Genomic DNA, 16,223 nt, shown 5'->3' with positions numbered 1-16,223 from the left:
TGAACCAAGATGCTGAAATTATGGACAAGCTAGATGCGTTGATTGGTAATTGAGTTAATGCCCTACTCTGGAACCACTCAAACCAATAATACTTAATTTTTGATTTAATTATTATAGGGCGTCGCTGACCCCACGCAGAGAGAAAAGTGAAATTAGAAACCAAGGGATTTATCACTATATTAACCGGTCTTTACTCTTTTCAAGATTGCGTTCATTTTCTGGCGTCTGTCAGGAAGTTTCACCGCGAACCGATTATTGTTTTAATAGATAGAGTTCCTCAAATTTTATATCCTTTACTTGACGTGTTCGGAAATGTCATATTGAAACCTGCACCTTCTCACGAAAATCCTGTTTTAGCGTCGCGGCTAGCTAAGCTGGCTTTGTACGGGGAATCTCTGTTTGATAAAACTATTTATATGGATTGTGATATTTGTTTGCTGTCGCCAATAGATGAGGTTTTTGATTTTCTTGACGGGGTGGATTTGTTGGTGACGGAAGATGTGCAGCCTGCGATTGCTAAAGCTGCAAATTTATTAAGAGTTAAGCAGGATATTCTGTCAACTTTGCAGTCTGTCGGGTTGCCGCTAAATGAAAATAGCATTCAATACAATGGCGGATTTATCGCTTTTACGAAAAGCAGTAAAACTCAGGAATTGTTCACAAACTTTAAGAAATATTTCGAGTTCGTAGTTGCACATCAAAATGTGCTACTTTTAAAAGACCAGGGTGCTTTTGCGGCGGCTGTTGAATCTGTAAAACCAAAAATGACAACTTTGTCCCCGGTTTACAACTACTTGGACAAGTGGAAGGAAATTTATGCGATCGACAAACCGATTAAAGTAATGCACTGCACTTATCCTTACCGCCCTCAGTACGCGAAGAACGTGACGCGATCACTCTTTACTAGAATAGTCGATCGCACGGCTAAAATATTTTTACCAAATCAACTTAACAATCCCTGGCGTTTAAAATAATTAAAGTTTGTTGGCCAACTGCATCAAAAGCAACAAAATTCAGCCAACAATAAAAAAAAATTAGCCTCAACATATCCGAAAATTTACCGAGAATAAGTATTGCTGGCTTGAGTAACAGTCCTGGATGCCTCACTGGTTTTTTTTACCAAAATACTTCGTTGCTGCCCTTTCCCCTTGTTAAGAACCCGGTTTCTTTGGTCTGGAGCGCGCAAGTCCTCATCGCCTTGACAAAAGCTCGGTTAAGGAGGAAAATCAAACAAATGTTTTAAAAAAAATACTCAGTGAAAGTTTCATTAGTAGTGAGCGATTTGTCAGGAGGAGGTGCAATTCGTGCTTTTCTCTTAGCTCAAGTCCTTACCGAGCTTAAATGTGATGTAGAAGTTGTTGGATTTCAGTTTGGCCAGGAATTGTATGCTATTCCTCCCAGAGACATCCCGGTATGTGCGATACCGGGTAAAAAATATCCGGGGTTTTTGAGAGATACTCAAAAACTTTTGAAAAAAATAGATGGGGATATTATTTATGCAGTCAAACCTAAACCTACAAGCTTTGGTTTATCGCTACTAAAAAAACTGGCGACTCGCCACTTTATAATTTTAGATATAGACGACTGGGAACTGAGTTGGTACGGTGGAGATGAATGGAAATACAGTCCATCTTTCAAACAACTTTATCGAGATATTTTCAAACAAAACGGTCAATTGAGAGAACCCGATCATCCCCTCTATGTCAAGTGGATGGAAAGTCTAATCCACCGTGCCGATGCAGTCACCGTTGATACTGAGTTTTTAAAACAGCGTTTTGGTGGCGTATATTTGCCTAATGGCAAGGATACCGCAATGTTCGACCCTGCTAAATACAATCCTGAATTGAGCAGACAGCGTTACGGCTTGTCCGGGTATAGAATTCTGATGTTTCCCGGTGCGCCACGACCTCACAAAGGTGTTGAGGATGTTTTGATGGCCCTCGAACAGTTAAATGAGCCCGATTTAAAATTAGCGATCGTCGGCGGAAGTCCTTATGATGATTATGATGATAAACTTGTGAAACAATGGGGGCGTTGGATTGTTAAACTACCAAGGTTTCCAGTCGAGACGATGCCGTCCGTTGTAGCGGCGGCTCATGTTGTCGTTGTTCCTCAGCGAGAAACTCTCACAGCCGTGGCTCAGTTTCCGCTCAAGTTGACAGATGGCATGGCAATGGCTAAGCCTGTTTTGTCTACGCGAGTGGGGGATATTCCAACAATTTTAGGGGGAACGGGTTATTTAGTCGATCCGAGTTCTCCCGCTCAAATTTCACAAAAAATTCAATGGATATTTCAAAATTTGACAGCGGCGAATTTACAAGGAATGAAAGCTCGGGAAAGATGTGTGCAAAAATATAGTATTCAAGCAATGACACCGATACTTTCAGATATAATTGCAGGTATGTAGAGGTAATTTTAAAACGGCTCAATGGAGGAAGAAAAACTGGCTGTCATTAAAGAATATTTTGAGATGTCGTACTGTTTAGCTGGGAATGCTTCATGTCTGCCAATAAGCTACTCCTAAAATTTGCCAGACGATATCCCGGTAGGATTCTCTTAACTGTGATGCTGGGCTTTTCTGGTGCTTTATTTAACGGTATCAGCACTACTCTGATTGTACCAGTGCTTTTAAGTTTTTTAGAGGAAGTTATCGAGCTGCGCGGCGCTCCACCTCTAATTAAAACTTTGATGTATCCCTTTGAGGGACTGCCGGAAAATCAGCGCTTAATGTTGATGACTGGGGCGATTGTTCTGGCAATTTTTTTAAAAAATGTTGCCAGTTATATCAATACTTTAGTAGCTACTTCTCTGACGCGCTCTCTGACTTTTGATTTGCGAGAAGCAGGTTTGCGGTTGTTGTTAGAAGTAGATTTAGATTTTTACTCTAAAACTAAAGTCGGGGATTTAATTAATAGATTGGGCGGAGAGATTGGTCGGACTGCTAGTGCAGTTGGCACGGCGATCGGAATGTTTACTACCTCAATCACTGTTTTGGTGTTTGTGGCTCTGCTGCTTTCTATCTCGTGGAAACTGACGGTGACAGCTACAGTTTTGCTGGCGTTAGTTGCTTGGACAAATCAATATATTATTAACCGTTCCAAGCATTTTGGCCACCTGCTTTCTGAAATGTCGAAAGATTATTCGGTTAGGGTGCTGGAAACGATTACTGGGATTCGGCTGGTCAAGTCAACGGGGAACGAGGAAAGGGAGTATCAGCGGATCAAGCATTTAATTCAAAGGCGAGAACAAGCGGATTTTCAGGCTCAGGTAAATTATGCGGCGATCGCCCCAATTAACGAAGTTGTTAATTTGATAGTTATAATTTTGATTGTATTTATAGGTCGCACAATATTTGCGAATGAGATAGAGTCTATTTCTACAATTTTATTAACCTATTTATTGGTACTTTTTCGGCTAATTCCTTTAATTTCTCAGTTGAATAGCGGGCGCAGTCAATTTGCGAATACGTCGGCTAGTGTAGAGGTGGTTAATGATTTTTTGAGCTGCCAGGACAAGCCATTTATGTTGAACGGTTCTGTGCCTTACACTCAGTTGAAATCGGGAATTCATTTTAATAAAATATCTTTTAGTTATCCCCAGCACAAAAATTTAGTTCTTCAAGGAGTTGATTTATTCCTACCTCACGGCACTACTTTGGCTTTGGTAGGAACTTCGGGTTCTGGCAAGTCAACTTTGGCAGATTTACTGCCGAGATTTTACGATCCTACTGAAGGTCATATCTCGCTCGATGGCAGGGATTTGCGCGAATTTGAGCTGAAAAGTCTCAGACAAGCGATGGGTATTGTTAGCCAAGATACGTTTTTGTTTAATGCTTCAGTTCGCGAAAATATTGCTTACGCTAGGCCTCAAGCGACTGAGGAAGAAATTGTGGAAGCGGCGAAGGGAGCGAATGCTTATGAGTTTATCCAACTGTTGCCGGAGGGGTTGGATACTCAAATTGGCGATCGGGGGGTGATCTTATCAGGAGGCCAGCGTCAGAGAATTTCAATTGCTAGAGCTTTGCTGCAAAACCCGGAAATCTTAATTTTAGATGAGGCAACGAGTTCGCTGGATACGGTTTCGGAAAGGTACGTGCAAGCGGCGATCGAGAAATTGAGTTGCGATCGCACAACCTTAGTCATCGCCCACCGCCTCTCCACAGTCCAAAAAGCCAACAAAATCGCCGTGATTGATCGCGGACAAGTAGTAGAAATGGGTTCCCACGAAGAATTGCTAGCAAAAGGAGGTTACTACACTCGCTTGTATTCAGTGCAATTTGCCGAAGAAACCGCTCGCGATGAAGCTCTAATTAGAGGTTCTTACGAAATTCGCACTCGCCTGACTCCCATGATAGCTTACCTCAAATTGCTAGTAGATGAAATGGTAGACTCTCCCGAAGAAAGAGACGAGTTAATCCGAGAATCATTTCACTCGGCTGCTAATATTTTCACTACTTTAGAATTTATAGAAAAGACTATTAAGCGTCAGGCTGTTAAGAAATAGTCAGAAGAAAGAAGGAGGAAGGAAGAAGGAAGAAGGAAGAATTTAGGAAGAAGGAGCCATAAGTCATATCATGTCGGGTTGATTTACCTTTGTTCCCAGGGTCCGCCTAGGAATACATATTTGGAGGCTCTGCCTCCCCTTACCAATTACCAACTACCAATTAAGATGTCTAAATATTATGTATTTTTTACCAGAAATATCTTACCGCAACCCAATATCGCGAGCTTAGTTCAAGTTGCACACTCTGCCAATGCCGCAGCAAACCTCGGTTATCCAGCAGTTTTGGTATACCTCCGCAAAGGCTGGAGTGCTTTGAATCCGGTTGATTTGCTTTTTCCTTTTCAACCGAGGAAACCAGATGACCAACTTGCCAAAATTTACAATATTCAGGAAAAATTAAAAGTAGCAGATTTGCCCATGCCGTGGCCGATCGACCTTTGGGACAGCAAGTGGACGAGTGCGAGTACAATAGTATCAAAATACTATTTACCCATTCACCTGCTTAAATCCACTAAAATTGTCCACAGCCGCGACTGGAACTTTGTCAAAGCAGCAGTTAAAAACGGAATTCCCGCTATCTACGAACAGCACCACCACGAAGACAAAAATTTTGAACCAGAAATCGTTCGCAATCCTCTCTTTCAAATTGCTGTAACTGTTGCAGATACTGTCCGATACAGCATGATTTTGAATGGAATGCCGCCGGAAAAAGTAATTACGCTGCACAACGGTTTTAACCATTTGTTTCTCGCCCGACAAACAGAAGCTGCCCAGAATTGGCGACAGCAATTATTAGAAGATGACAGACGGCATTTAGCAGTTTATGCAGGGGGACTTTACCCGTTTAAAGGTGTTGATATGTTGGTGGATGTGGCTAAGGAATTGCCGCTGGTTCAATTTGCGATCGCCGGCGGTGATTCATCCCAAGTAACAGCATACCAGCAATTAGCCAAATCCAAGCAAGTTAACAACATTAAATTTCTCGGCTACTTGCCTCAAAATCAACTTGCTAGCTTGCTGCAAGCAGCCGATGTTTTGACTCACCCGCACTGTTTGACAGAGGCCGCGACCTTCACATCTCCTTTAAAATTCTTTGATTACATGGCATCGGGAACTCCGATTGTTGCGACGGAGATTGCCTCTTTAATGGAATTTAAATCGGGAAATATAGCAGCAACTTGGTGCGAACCGGATAACCCGCACCATTTCGCGCAAAGCATTCGAGATTGTTTAACCAAATATCCGAGGAAAAGCGAAGGGTATGCAGAAACAAGGGATTTTGTCAAGCTATTTTCGTGGGAAAATAGGATAGAGAGAATTTTAAGTTATGTGGATGACCAAGTGCGATCGCAAATCATTCCTTAATTCTCATCCGATAATTTTAAAATCCGTAGGGGCGGGTTTTACCAACAATCATCGCCTAAAATTAATAATCTCATAAACCCGCCCCGCCCACACGCAAAAACCAGATTTATTATTAGATATGAACCCAAAAATCATCGGCAGAATCACCACCTACCCCGGCATGAACCAAAGCGACTGGCTATGGCAACAAACCCCCCACAACTTCGGCAAATGGGGAAACATTCAAATGCTCGCCAACCACCCAGAACCCGACTTTTTACTGATGTATCAATTCGACTTTCCCCAACCGCCCAAAAATCAATCCTGGATCGATAAAATACGTCGCTACAGGCATCAAAACCAAGAAAATGACATTCAAGAAAAATTGCGCGGTGTCCCCACACAACGCATAATTTACCTGATCCGCGAGCCACCATTACCAGAAGTTATTGAAATTACCAAAGCTAACTACGAACAAGCCAAACTTTACTGCGGTTACGTTTCCGGGTCCGACGATTTCGCACCAAAACCCGATTATATGCCCGCGATTTGGTATCACTCTAACTCGTTTCGAGAACTCGATGAAATGCCTGCGCCGCCGAAAACTAAATCCTGTTCTTGGATTACTTCAGGTGTTAGCCGCAGCGCCAATCACCGCCACAGATTAGACTTTATCAAATTGCTGCAATCACAAGAATTGGATTTTGATCTTTACGGGCGAAACTTGCCAACTTGGGCGCGCGGGAACGGCACTATGAACAATAAATGGCACGCTGTCGCACCATACTATTACAACTTAGCTATTGAAAATTATGCCGAAAACGATTGGTATGTCAGCGAGAAGCTTTGGGATGCTTTGTTAGCTTGGTGTTTGCCAATTTATTACGGCGGTTCGGCGGCCGATAAGTTGTTGCCGGCGGGGAGTTTTCTGAGGCTGCCGAGTTTGGATGAGAAAGGAGTAGAATTTATTAAAGAGGTTTTGGCTACGCCGGATTATTGGCATGAAGCCAGGGAAAAAATTGCTGAAGCTAGACAAATCATTCTCCACGAATTGAACTTGCTCAATTGGCTGTCTAACTTTGTATCTTAGGAAATAGCGCCATGACAGAAAACCAAAATCAACCCAGAGAATACGATGCCGTCAAGGGCGGTGAATCTCAAGCGCCATTGGGTGCAGCCGTTTTAGGCGGGATTCCCGGTGTTAAGAGTCGTTTTGCTTCACCGATTGTCGAGGTGAAAATTGCTGCACTGTCTGAAGCACTGAAATATGGAGAAGCTGGCTTAGATTTAATCATTGGGGTACTGGAAGATGAATCCATGCAGGTGAAGTTTGCCGCCTATTCGCTGCTGAAGGATAAAGATGAACCAAATATAAAGCAGCAGTTACACAAGTTACAAAAATCTTTTCCTACCTTTGAGTTTGACGTGATCACAGTTAATGCTGAAGGAAAAGAAAACAGTCGTCATACTTCCTCTGCTTGCTTCTTCCCCGAAGACTTAGGAAATGGAGTTTTGCTAGAAATGGTTTATATTCCCGGCGGCACATTTATGATGGGTTCCCCGGCAACAGAGAAAGATCGAGATAAGAGCCAAAGTCCGCAGCATCGAGTAACAGTACCTTTTTTTTATGCAGGCAAATACCCCATCACTCAGGAGGTATGGGAAGCAGTGATGGGAAATAATCCATCATGGTTTCAATGTGAAAAACGTCCTGTAGAAAATGTATCGTGGCAAAATGCAGTCGAATTCTGTACTCAACTCTCGCAAAAAACCGGGAAAAAGTATCGCCTCCTGAGCGAGGCAGAATGGGAATATGCTTGTCGTGCGGGTACGACAGGGCCATTTCATTTTGGGGAAACCATTACCCCGGATTTAGTCAACTATAACGGAAACTATCCATACGCTTCGGTATCCAAAGGACTTTACCGTGAAGAAACAACGACTATGGGGAGTTTTCCTGCCAATGCCTTTGGACTGTACGATATGCACGGTCAGGTTTGGGAATGGTGCAGCGATCGCTGGCACTATAACTATAACGGCGCACCTAATGACGGAAGTTCCTGGGAAACTGGCTCACATGATTACCGAGTGCGACGTGGAGGTTCGTGGAACAGCAATGCGGTCAATTGCCGCAGTGCCAACCGCAACAGGAACTTGCTGAGCAACAGGTACTGGGGCATAGGTTTTCGCGTAGCGGTAGCGTCGGTATAGCCTTTATCCTCGTTTTCCCCCGATCGCCCTTCTCTACCATTTTACTAAATAATTCGGCGGTTGAAACCGCAACTACACAAACAAAGTCCGCCTTCGCGAGACTATAGATATGAATGGAATTTGCACGCTTGCCAACGATACAGTTTATGACCAACTAATTGCCTTGCTCAACAGTATTGAAGTTATCTTAGGCTCAAATACTCCTGTCTGTATTTATCCTTTCGACGACCAAATAGAGCAAATCAAAGCTGAAATTGTTAACCGTCCCAACGTCTTTATTTATGAAGATAGCGCCTCAATTCAGCGGTGGGATATGTTTATGCAAGCAGCAAGTCCTCAAAGTATAAACCGTAAGTACAGAATTTATGGTGGACATCGGCGTTTTTGTGCCTTTGACAACCCTTTTGATAATTTTGTCTATATGGATGCTGATACATTATTAATGAATTCACTAGACGGCATTTTTCAAAAGTTGAATGATTATGATTGTGTCGTCTACGATTTTCAATTTTATCATCCAGAGAAGGTCTATAATATTGAATCACAAAAACTGTTTAATGTTTTTGAACAGCAGCAACTTAAATCAGAAATATTTTGTTCGGGATTTTACGGTTCAAAGCGAGGTTTGTTTGACCAGGAAAAAATAGAGTGGTTATTGTCAAAACTCAAGGAAGGAGAATCGGAAATTCTTTACCAAACCGGCGATCAACCTGTTTTAAACTATATGTTTATGCGGTCTGGTATTCCGATTTATAATTTTGCTTATCATTTGCCAGACAGCGAAAGAACTGGGTCTTCTGTGACTTCAAAACATTTTGAAGAACGAGATAATATTCTGTACGATAAGGGTAATAGACTCACCTATATTCATTATATTGGAATTCCTCCAAGTATTACTGAAGCAGTGTGCCTCGGCGAAAATATTGAGTTTCCCTACCGAGATTTATTTTTACACTATCGCTACTTGCACGAACCTGAAAAGCGCCCAGTTTTTACAGCACCTTCTAGGTCATATAGTGAAAGTCCTAATTTTTTCAATAGAATTTTCAGAAAACTAAAACTAAATCTCAGAGGATAAATGTATGAATCGCGGGATTTATATTGTGGCGAATGATAAAGTGATCGAAAGTGCGATCGCCCTTTTAAACAGCATACGTCTGTACAATTGTCAAGTACCTGTTTTTCTGATTCCCTTCGACGACAATTATCAGCAAGTCGCAGCCGCCCTCAGCCGTCTCCACGGGGTGCGATTGTTCCCAAATCTGGAGTTTGTCGAACAGTTTACCAGGGAAATTGGCCAAATGTTCGATCGCAACTTTTTAGCCCTCCCCAACAAAATGCGAAAACTCGCCGCCTGGTTTGGCCCCCTTGACGAATTTCTGTACATCGATACCGATATCATCGTCTTTGAAGACATCGCAGACAACTTAAACAAACTATCAGAAGTAGACTTTTTTTGCTGCGACTACCACCACCTCAGCGAAAAACTGCGAAATGTATTTTCACCACTTGTAAAAGAACAAAATATCTTTACAGACTCACAGCTTCAAGATGTCTTCAACAGCGGTTTTTGGGCCTCCAGAAAAGGAACTATTACAGAATCGCAAATGTATGAAATTTTGCGAGAATGTTCGCAGCATCGAGAATATTTTGATTTTACTCAAAATGTCACCGACCAACCTATACTAAATTATATCATTCTTAAATTGATTTCCAAACGCTGCAATCTTGTTACAGATTCAGCAACCGAACCTGGAAGCTGGGCTGGTTCCAAGCATTTTCAGGAAAGAGATTATGTTCTTTATGACAAAGGCAAAAGGTTAAAATATCTTCATTGGGCTGGAATACCGATTAAATCTGGTAGCCCTTATTGGAAACTTTGGAAACATTATCGTTATCTCAATGAGGAAGAGGAAAAACCTAATTTAGTGCAAAAGATATTTCGATATTGGCATGATAAATAATATTCTTTGTAGTCACAAGGCGATTGAAATCGCTAGCAACGCGAGCACACAAACGAAGTCCACGCGCAATAAGAAATTAACTGGTTTACAGGCCGCACCTAGTAACGAGTAGAATTATTCAATCTAAAATCTAAAATCTAAAATCTAAAATCCGATGGCTGATGGCATTTATATTCTAGCAAACGATGTTGTGTTTGACCACTTAGTAGCTTTATTGAACAGTCTTGAAGTCAATGGGGCAAAAAATATTCCTGTTTGCATTATTCCCTATGATGATAACTTGAAAAAAGTGCGATCGCACATTTCGCTCCTACAGAATGTCACACTGTTTGACAATACCGATTCCATCGATTTTTGGGAAAAGTTTGCGACTCAAGCTTGGACATCTCACCGCAAGGCTCAACAAGTTTGGCAAGCTAAAGGTTGGGGGCAAGTTCATGGTTTGGGAATGCACCGAAAATTTTGCTGTTTTGACGGCCCTTTTGACCAATTTGTCTATTTTGACTGCGACACTCTGTTGATGGGTTCTCTAGATTACATCTATCAAAAACTTGATGAATTTGATTGGGTAGCCAACGATTTTCAATATAAATCTGACCTCAATTATGTATTTGACTTATCATCTCCCAAACTAGCAGAATTTTTCAATCTTGGTCAACTGCAATCCCAAATTTTTTGTGCTGGTTGGTTTGCTTCCAAAAAAGGTATTTTAAATAGAAATAACTCAAATCAGATGTTAGAGAAATTGACTTCGGGAGAAGCAGAAATTTTGTCGTTGCGGGGAACTGACCAACCTTTATTTAACTATTTAGTCGCCCGCAGCGGCATCTCTTTTTATAACTTTGCTTATCATCAACCTGCACGGGTAACGGGAAATCATTGGTCTTCTCAATTTGAGGTGATAGATTATGTTCTCTACGATAAAGGGCGGCGGCTGACTTACTTGCACTACATGAGTATTTCGGCTGCAAAGTTTACTCAATTGTGTGCTGGCGAAGATGTTGAGATTCCGTACCGAGAGGTATTTCTGCACTACCGCTATTTGAATTCGTCGCAAACACGACCAAAACTCACGCCTCCAAATTTGCTAGTTCGCTTGCAGAGAAATCTCAAAAGTTGGGGAAGTCAAAAAGTTAACAATTTTCAATTTAAGTGGCGGAATTGCTGGGATAGATAGCATCTAACTGTACTCTAACTGTACAAAGACTGAATCCACTCCCATTCGCGCCTTAAACCTTCTTCTAAAGCAACCTGCGGCTGATAACCTAAGATTTTCTGGGCTTTAGACACATCCGCGCTAGTGTGCCGCGCGTCTCCCCTCGCAGCTTCAGTAAAATCTATCCGAATAGGTCGATCGACAATTCTCTCTATTGTATCAATAACTTCTTTTAAAACTACCCGACTTCCCCCACCAATATTAAAAACTTCCCCCGCAGCTTCCGGAACCTCAGCCGCCGCTAAATTCGCCGCAACGCAATCGCTGATAAACGTAAAATCCCGCGTTTGCAATCCGTCGCCGAAAATAGAAATTGCCTCGTCAAACAAAATCGACTTAAAAAACTTGTGAAAAGCCATATCGGGGCGCTGTCTCGGCCCGTAAACAGTAAAATAGCGCAGCGAAGTAGTCGGAAGGCCGAAATTTTTGTAATAAAGCCCGCACAAACGTTCACCGGCTAATTTCGTAATTCCGTAGGGAGAAACCGGCTGCGGACAAGCGTTTTCATTCGTGGGAAAAGATTCAGCATTGCCGTAAATTGAAGAAGAAGAAGCATAGACAAACTTTTGCAATCTTGGCGCATCTTTGGCCGCTTCTAACAATACTTGAGTGCTGTTAATATTCCGTTCGGTATAGCTGCGAAAACCGTCGCCCCAGCTAGCACGAACTCCGGCTTGCGCCGCCTGATGAAATATTACCTTAACATCGGATAAAAGCGATCGCCAATTTTGAGACAAAATATCGCCTTCCACCAATTCAAAACCCGGATACTTTTCAAATCGTGCAATATTCTTGCGCTTGAGTTCCGGCTCGTAATAATCGTTGAACTCATCAACACCGATCACCGTCTCGCCTCGATTTAAAAGAGTTTCTACTAAGTTAGATCCAATAAATCCCGCCGCACCCGTAACAAGTAAAATACTCATTCGATTTTAGATTTTAGATTTTAGATTTTAGATTTTAAAACTTTTACACAAATTATTGCATAAGTTGTCTTCTTTTTCTTTCTCTTCCTCTGCGTTCTCTGCGGTTCAAAAAGCATCAAATAGGATAATCTTAGAGAACTATCAACCCCCTTCCTTCTGAGAAAAAGAGGTTGATAGTTAACTTTCATTGTTCAAAAGAATCCAGATCCAGCGCTTGGGAACCTCCGCGTTCTAACTCGATCAAAAGCTTACCTAGCTGAGTCCAAACTAGCCAGCCCGTGAGTAGCGTCAGTGGCAAAGCTAGGGCATAAGAAAGTAGTTTTGGGAAGCCAAAAATCTCCATCCCCGAAGCTAAAAATACGCAAATACCGCCCGCCATTCCCAGAAAAGGCATCTGCAATGGCAGCCCTTGCAGGTTAGCCAAAGTGCTAGTAGAACGATTTTTAGACCACAGTTGTACGGATTGTTTGAGAGTTGCTTCAAATGCTACACCGGAGGCGATACCTGCTAGCAGTCCAGCCGACATTAAAAAATAGGGAGGTTCTGGAAAATAATACACGAATAATTCCTTAATTTGGGTAATTGAGAATTGGGAATTGGGAGTGAGTAATTGAGAATTGGGAATTGGGAATCGGTAAAAGTAGAATTATTTTTCTTTCTTCTTCCCTCTTCCTTCTTCCTTCTTCCCTCTTCCTTCTTCCTTCTAATTAAAACCGAGTTAGCGCCGCTGCTCCTGCTGTGGAAAACTCCGTCAAAGCGCCTAGAGCAACGTTGAACAGGCGACTGGGCTGCAAATCTTCCTTGACTAAGTTCCACAGGCTGCGAACTTCTTCGGTGTGGAGGCGATCGTCCTCAATCAAAGCTAACATTAGCTGGCGTCTCAAAAACGACCCTTCCTCGGACAGCAAAAATTGCAAGCCTAGTTGTGCTGTGGGTAGCAAGTCGAAACTACGATCGGATCGGGCGATCGCGATCATGTCCTCCAACCTGTTCCACTGGAATTTGCCATCCTTGAATAATACCTCAATCAGACGCCGCCGCAGAGCCGGAGATTCTCCGTTCAACAAACGCCGCGCTACATAAGGATACGCCACCTCGACTATCTTGAAATTGGGATTCAGCGTCAGGGCCAAACCTTCTTCTGTCACCAGAGAGCGAATAATTAAGGCAAATTTCGCCGGCACCCGGAAAGGATAATCGTACATCAACTCCGAAAACTGGTCTGTAATCGTCTTGAAGTTAAAATCTGACACCTTTTCGCCGACGATATCACCTAATACAGATTCCAACGCCGGAACGATCGGCATAATATCTGTATCTGGTGTCAAAAAGCCCAGTTTGACAAAATCCTTAGCTAACTCTAAGTAATCTTTGTTGATTAAGTGAACGACAGAATCAACCAAAGTTTCTTTAGTTGTTTCTTCCATCTGATCCATCATCCCAAAATCAATGTAAGCCATGCGGCCGTCCGCTAAGGCAAACAGATTTCCCGGATGGGGGTCAGCGTGAAAAAATCCGTGTTCCAGCAACTGTCGCAAACCGCTGCGAACTCCGACTTCAATTAAACTATCGGTATCCAAACCTGCGGCTTTAACACGTTCTATATCTGTCAGCTTGATGCCCTCAATCCATTCGAGAGTGAGAACGCAGTTTGAAGTATAGCGCCAGTAAATGCTCGGAACTTTTACTGTCGGGTCGTCGGCAAAATTTGTAGCAAATTTCTCGGCGTTCCGTCCTTCATTGAGATAATCAATTTCCTCGAACAATTTGATACCGAATTCATCGACTATTAAACAAAGGTCGTGACCGAGATTCAGCGGCAACAAGGGGCCCAACCATCCAGCGGCCCAGCGCATTAAATAAAGATCCAGGCTCAAAACTGGCAGCAAATTCGGTCGCTGAACCTTGACTGCTACTGCTTCGCCGGTGAGGAGGCGAGCTCGGTAGACTTGACCGAGACTTGCCGCGGCGACAGGTTCGGGAGAGATTTCGCTGTAGGTTTCGCTAATTTTGCGATCGAGTTCCGCTTCAATAATCTCGAAAGCGCGCACGGAGTCAAACGGCGGCAATTGATCCTGAAGTTTGATCAATTCTTCGAGAAAATCTTTGCGGATCAAATCCGGTCTGGTAGAAAGGGCTTGGCCGACTTTAATGAAAGTGGGGCCCAAGCGAGTGAGTATTTGTCGCAGGTGGGCGGCCCGTTCCGGCTGGTGTGCTGCGACTTCGTGCTGCCAACTGTCCCACAGCATCCCCAGAACGAAGCCTGCAAAAGACCAAATAACGGTAATTGCGCGCCAAATTGCTTTCCAAGGACGGTTGCGGTAATACTGAGCGATCGCTTGTGGATCGTAGCGTCTAGCCTGAGTGAATTGATACTGAGGCACTCGTTTATTTTCCTCTTATCTTCTGAAAATTACAGGTTAAATTGAGAATTGGGCATCGGCCATCGGGCATCGGGCATTAGGTATCAGGCATCGGGCATCGGGGATGGAAAGTCGAAAGTTCAAATATTATTTAGTCTTCGTTCTTCCTTCTTCCTTCTTCGTTCTTCCCTCTTCCCTCTTCCTTCTTCCTTCTTCATCATTGACCGATCGCATTGCAAGGTTTAGGCGAGCGGAAAATGCACCCGTTCGAGGCGGATTGCTAGCCTAAATTTGTTTCTTTTCATTAAATATAGTACATAAAAGTACAAGTGATCGGTCAAAATACTTAACGGCTCTCCCTGACCGCTGCACATTCTCACAACACTGCAACCCTGCAATTCTTTTCTCCTGCTGCATTTCCGTCGCTTATGCCATCGCGCCAAAGCTACCGGATGCGATCGGCTTTTGCCAAGCAATCTTTCAGCCCATAAATCGTCCGCTCTTGTTGATCCCTCGACAGTTCCGGAAACATCGGCAAAGACAAGACTTCGCGACAAACTTGCTCAGCCTTTGGCAACTGACCTGCAGAATAGCCCAAAGATTTGTAAACAGGTTGCAGGTGCAAAGGTAACGGATAGTAAACCATCGAACCGATGCCGCATTCCTGCAACTGAGCCCGCATCCAATCTCGAAAATCGCCAGAGGAATTTTGCGCCTCTTCTGGACTTGTCAGCCGGATCGTGTATTGATTCCAAACTCCTTTTGCTTCCGGCAATTCTTTGGGGACGGCAACTCCGGGCACGCGGGAGAGAAATTCGCTGTAAAGTGCCGCTTTCTCCTGCCGCTGCGCGTTCCAACTGTCGAGATACCGCAATTTAATGCTGAGAATCACCGCTTGCAGGGCATCTAAACGGCTGTTGTACCCGATTTCTTCGTAGAAATATCTAGAAGACTGTCCGTGTTCTTTGAGCATTCGCATCGAAGCTGCGAGGGCTGGATCGTTTGTCGTCACCGCGCCACCGTCACCGCAAGCGCCTAAATTTTTGGTCGGATAAAAACTGAAGCAGCCGACATGGCCGATGCTGCCGACTTTTCGAGACTGCCACTCGGCCCCGACAGACTGGGCGCAATCTTCAATTACGGCTAAATTGTGTCGAGTCGCAATTTCCATCAACCGAGTCATGTCTACCGGTTGGCCGAAGATGTGTACTGGCATAATTGCCTTGGTTTTGTCGGTAATTGCCGCTTCGAGGAGTTCGACATCCAGATTAAAAGTATCGCTGTCAATATCGACAAATACTGGAGTCGCGCCGACGGCGCTAATTGTCTCAGCCGAAGCAAAAAAGGTAAAAGGAGTGGTAATCACTTCATCGCCGGGGCCAATTTTGAGAGCTCGCAATGCCAAAATCAGCGCATCCGTGCCAGAGTTACAGCCAACGCACTCGGAAACTCCAGTGTAGTCGGCGAACTCTCGTTCAAAACTCTTCACGGCCGGGCCGCCTACGTAGCCGCCAGAGGCAAGCACTTTTTGCACCGCAGCGGTTATCTCGTCGCCAATCTGCGCGTATTGGCGGGTTAAGTCGAGGGGGGGAACATTATTCACTCTTCACACCATAAATTTCAAGCATTATCAAAGCAAATTCTTGCAGCAAAACTGTTTCTCAGAAACCTTTATTGCAATATCTTATATTTGGAC

The 16,223-nt window shown here is 43.5% G+C and carries 13 protein-coding genes; 9 read left to right on the top strand and 4 right to left on the bottom strand.

The window, feature by feature from the left end; translation table 11 throughout:
* The first annotated feature begins 146 nt into the window (after window positions 1–146).
* The 9 genes from QUA47_RS00670 to QUA47_RS00630 all read left to right on the top strand — a co-directional run bounded on the left by QUA47_RS00670 (window position 147) and on the right by QUA47_RS00630 (window position 11,199).
* Window positions 147–974 carry a hypothetical protein gene (locus QUA47_RS00670; protein ID WP_333429311.1) on the top strand — a complete coding sequence of 276 codons (828 nt, stop codon included), beginning with the start codon at window positions 147–149 and terminating at the stop codon, window positions 972–974.
* A gap of 281 nt (window positions 975–1,255) precedes the next feature.
* Complete coding sequence (locus QUA47_RS00665) at window positions 1,256–2,407, top strand: glycosyltransferase family 4 protein (protein ID WP_333429310.1); 1,152 nt, start codon at window positions 1,256–1,258, stop codon at window positions 2,405–2,407.
* Window positions 2,408–2,499: 92 nt separating this feature from the next.
* A complete protein-coding gene (locus QUA47_RS00660; protein ID WP_333429309.1) occupies window positions 2,500–4,503 on the top strand; it encodes an ABC transporter ATP-binding protein in 2,004 nt (667 codons plus the stop codon).
* A 165-nt stretch (window positions 4,504–4,668) separates the two neighbouring features.
* Window positions 4,669–5,868: a glycosyltransferase family 4 protein gene (locus QUA47_RS00655; RefSeq protein ID WP_333429308.1), complete on the top strand. Its 1,200-nt coding sequence runs from the start codon at window positions 4,669–4,671 to the stop codon at window positions 5,866–5,868.
* 118 nt (window positions 5,869–5,986) lie between these two features.
* Window positions 5,987–6,937 carry a glycosyltransferase family 10 domain-containing protein gene (locus QUA47_RS00650; protein WP_333429307.1) on the top strand — a complete coding sequence of 317 codons (951 nt, stop codon included), beginning with the start codon at window positions 5,987–5,989 and terminating at the stop codon, window positions 6,935–6,937.
* Between the two features lie 11 nt (window positions 6,938–6,948).
* Entirely contained in the window at window positions 6,949–8,058 is a 1,110-nt protein-coding gene (locus tag QUA47_RS00645; RefSeq protein WP_333429306.1) for a formylglycine-generating enzyme family protein, read from the top strand.
* Window positions 8,059–8,167: 109 nt separating this feature from the next.
* Window positions 8,168–9,136, top strand: coding sequence for an Npun_R2821/Npun_R2822 family protein (locus QUA47_RS00640; RefSeq protein WP_333429305.1), 969 nt, complete (start codon window positions 8,168–8,170; stop codon window positions 9,134–9,136).
* Between the two features lie 4 nt (window positions 9,137–9,140).
* A complete protein-coding gene (locus QUA47_RS00635; protein WP_333429304.1) occupies window positions 9,141–10,022 on the top strand; it encodes an Npun_R2821/Npun_R2822 family protein in 882 nt (293 codons plus the stop codon).
* Between the two features lie 154 nt (window positions 10,023–10,176).
* A complete protein-coding gene (locus QUA47_RS00630; protein ID WP_333429303.1) occupies window positions 10,177–11,199 on the top strand; it encodes an Npun_R2821/Npun_R2822 family protein in 1,023 nt (340 codons plus the stop codon).
* A 14-nt stretch (window positions 11,200–11,213) separates the two neighbouring features.
* On the opposite strand, the gene QUA47_RS00625 is transcribed toward QUA47_RS00630, so the two are convergent.
* The 4 genes from QUA47_RS00625 to QUA47_RS00610 form a co-directional block, all read right to left on the bottom strand.
* On the bottom strand, window positions 11,214–12,164 hold the full coding sequence (locus tag QUA47_RS00625) for an NAD-dependent epimerase/dehydratase family protein (RefSeq protein WP_333429302.1): 951 nt from the start codon (window positions 12,162–12,164) through the stop codon (window positions 11,214–11,216).
* Between the two features lie 184 nt (window positions 12,165–12,348).
* Complete coding sequence (locus QUA47_RS00620; protein ID WP_190659115.1) at window positions 12,349–12,723, bottom strand: hypothetical protein; 375 nt, start codon at window positions 12,721–12,723, stop codon at window positions 12,349–12,351.
* Window positions 12,724–12,871: 148 nt separating this feature from the next.
* Entirely contained in the window at window positions 12,872–14,548 is a 1,677-nt protein-coding gene (locus QUA47_RS00615; protein ID WP_333286165.1) for an AarF/ABC1/UbiB kinase family protein, read from the bottom strand.
* 424 nt (window positions 14,549–14,972) lie between these two features.
* Window positions 14,973–16,130 (bottom strand): DegT/DnrJ/EryC1/StrS family aminotransferase, encoded by a 1,158-nt coding sequence (locus QUA47_RS00610; RefSeq protein ID WP_333429301.1) that lies wholly within the window; start codon window positions 16,128–16,130, stop codon window positions 14,973–14,975.
* Between the last annotated feature and the right edge of the window lie 93 nt (window positions 16,131–16,223).

Origin of the sequence: Microcoleus sp. MON2_D5, from assembly GCF_036701905.1 — a bacterium.
GTDB lineage: Bacteria > Cyanobacteriota > Cyanobacteriia > Cyanobacteriales > Microcoleaceae > Microcoleus.
This window is presented reverse-complemented; position numbering and strand designations above follow the sequence as displayed.

Bases quoted from the DNA above. Each gene is read 5' to 3' on its own strand.
- QUA47_RS00660 (WP_333429309.1), top strand. From the start codon at position 2,500: ATGTCTGCCAATAAGCTACTCCTAAAATTTGCCAGACGATATCCCGGT.
- QUA47_RS00655 (WP_333429308.1), top strand. From the start codon at position 4,669: ATGTCTAAATATTATGTATTTTTTACCAGAAATATCTTACCGCAACCC.
- QUA47_RS00650 (WP_333429307.1), top strand. From the start codon at position 5,987: ATGAACCCAAAAATCATCGGCAGAATCACCACCTACCCCGGCATGAAC.
- QUA47_RS00645 (WP_333429306.1), top strand. From the start codon at position 6,949: ATGACAGAAAACCAAAATCAACCCAGAGAATACGATGCCGTCAAGGGC.
- QUA47_RS00640 (WP_333429305.1), top strand. From the start codon at position 8,168: ATGAATGGAATTTGCACGCTTGCCAACGATACAGTTTATGACCAACTA.
- QUA47_RS00635 (WP_333429304.1), top strand. From the start codon at position 9,141: ATGAATCGCGGGATTTATATTGTGGCGAATGATAAAGTGATCGAAAGT.
- QUA47_RS00630 (WP_333429303.1), top strand. From the start codon at position 10,177: ATGGCTGATGGCATTTATATTCTAGCAAACGATGTTGTGTTTGACCAC.
- QUA47_RS00625 (WP_333429302.1), bottom strand. From the start codon at position 12,164: ATGAGTATTTTACTTGTTACGGGTGCGGCGGGATTTATTGGATCTAAC.